General features: G+C 68.7%; 1 protein-coding gene. It reads left to right on the top strand.

Annotated elements, in window-relative coordinates; translation table 11 throughout:
• Positions 1–53 precede the first annotated feature (53 nt).
• The gene (locus AB0M20_RS41465; protein ID WP_364306809.1) at positions 54–1,664 is read left to right on the top strand and encodes a cellulase family glycosylhydrolase; all 1,611 of its coding nucleotides are present in this window, start codon (positions 54–56) and stop codon (positions 1,662–1,664) included.
• The last annotated feature ends 134 nt before the right edge of the window (positions 1,665–1,798 follow it).

Raw genomic sequence — 1,798 nt, 5'->3', positions numbered from 1 at the left:
TGGCCGCGGTCGCGGCCGCCGCACTGACCGCGCCCCTGCTGTGGGCGGCCGGCATGACCGCGAGCACCGCGCAGGCCGCGGCGCCCACCGCCGACTGGCTGCACACCCGCGGCAATCAGATCGTCGACGAGGCCGGCAATCCGGTCTGGCTCACCGGCACCAACTGGTTCGGTTTCAACGCCACCGAACGCGTCTTCCACGGGCTGTGGTCGGCGAACATGACCGAGGTGACGAAGTCGATGGCCGACCGCGGCATCAACATCGTCCGGGTCCCGATCTCCACTCAGCTGCTGCTGGAATGGAAAGCCGGCCAGGCAGGCGTCTCGTCCGGAGTGAACACGTACGCCAACCCGGAGCTGGCCGGCAAGACCACCCTGCAGGTGTTCGACGCCTTCCTCGCCCTCTGCGAGCGCTTCGGCATCAAGGTGATGCTCGACGTGCACAGCGCCGAGGCCGACAACTCCGGCCACATCTATCCCGTCTGGTGGAAGGGCTCGATCACCAGCGAGCAGTTCTACCAGGCCTGGGAGTGGGTGGCCACGCGCTACCGCAGCAACGACACGCTCATCGCGATGGACGTCAAGAACGAACCGCACGGCAAGGCGGGCGAGACCCCGCGGGCCAAGTGGGACTCCTCGACCGACCAGGACAACTTCAAGGCTGCCTGCGAGACGGCCGGGCGGCGGATCCTGGCCATCAACCCGAACGTGCTCATCCTCTGCGAGGGCATCGAGATCTACCCGAAGAACGGTACGAACTGGTCGTCCGCCACCGGAACGGACTACTACTCCACCTGGTGGGGCGGGAACCTGCGCGGCGCGGCGGCGCACCCGGTCAACCTCGGCGCCAACGCCGACCAGCTGGTGTACTCGCCGCACGACTACGGGCCGCTGGTGTTCAACCAGCCCTGGTTCGACAAGCCCTTCGACAAGGCGTCGCTGACCGCCGAGGTGTGGACGCCGAACTGGCTCTACCTGCACGACGGCAACACCGCTCCCCTGCTGATCGGGGAATGGGGCGGCCGGCTCGGCCAGGATCCCCGGCAGGACAAGTGGATGACCGCCCTGCGCGACCTGATCGTCGAGAAACGACTGCATCAGACGTTCTGGGTGCTCAACCCGAACTCCGGCGACACCGGCGGCCTGCTGCTGGACGACTGGAAGACCTGGGACGAGCAGAAGTACGCACTGCTCAAGCCGGCGCTGTGGCAGCACCAGAACAAGTTCGTCAGCCTCGACCACCAGGTACGGCTCGGCGGCGCCGGCAGCACCACCGGCATCAGCCTCGGCGAGCGCTACGGCACCGAACCCCCGTCCTCCGAACCGCCGTCCACGCCACCGGGCACACCCTCCGAGCCACCGGCCGGCGAATGCTCGGCCACCCTGCGCACCCTCGGCTCGTGGGCGGGCGGCTTCCAGGCCGAGGTGACCGTCCGCAACACCGGCTCGACCGCCGGCCGAGGGTGGACCGTGACATGGACATACCCGAGCGGAACGACCGTCGCGTCGCTGTGGAACGGCGTGCTCAGCTCGCCGGGCCCGAACGTCGGCGTACGCAACGTCGACCACAACGGCGCCATCGCACCCGGCGGATCGGTCGTTTTCGGTTTCGTCGGTAGCGGCGCGGCGGCCACCCCGTCCGCGGTCACCTGCACCCGGACGTAGCGTCGGCACCCTTTGCGGCAGGCAGTTTCCGGGCGACGGAAGCCGCCTGCCGCTCAGGACAGCACGCGGTAGGTCACATGCATGACCGAGCTTGCCGCCCGCGCCGTCACCTGTTCGAGCTTGAGCGCCGGGAC

It is taken from the genome of Actinoplanes sp. NPDC051633 (genome assembly GCF_040681735.1).
Taxonomy (GTDB): Bacteria; Actinomycetota; Actinomycetes; order Mycobacteriales; family Micromonosporaceae; genus Actinoplanes.
The sequence above is the reverse complement of the archived record's forward strand: the minus strand, read 5'-3'. Positions and strand labels throughout refer to the sequence as shown.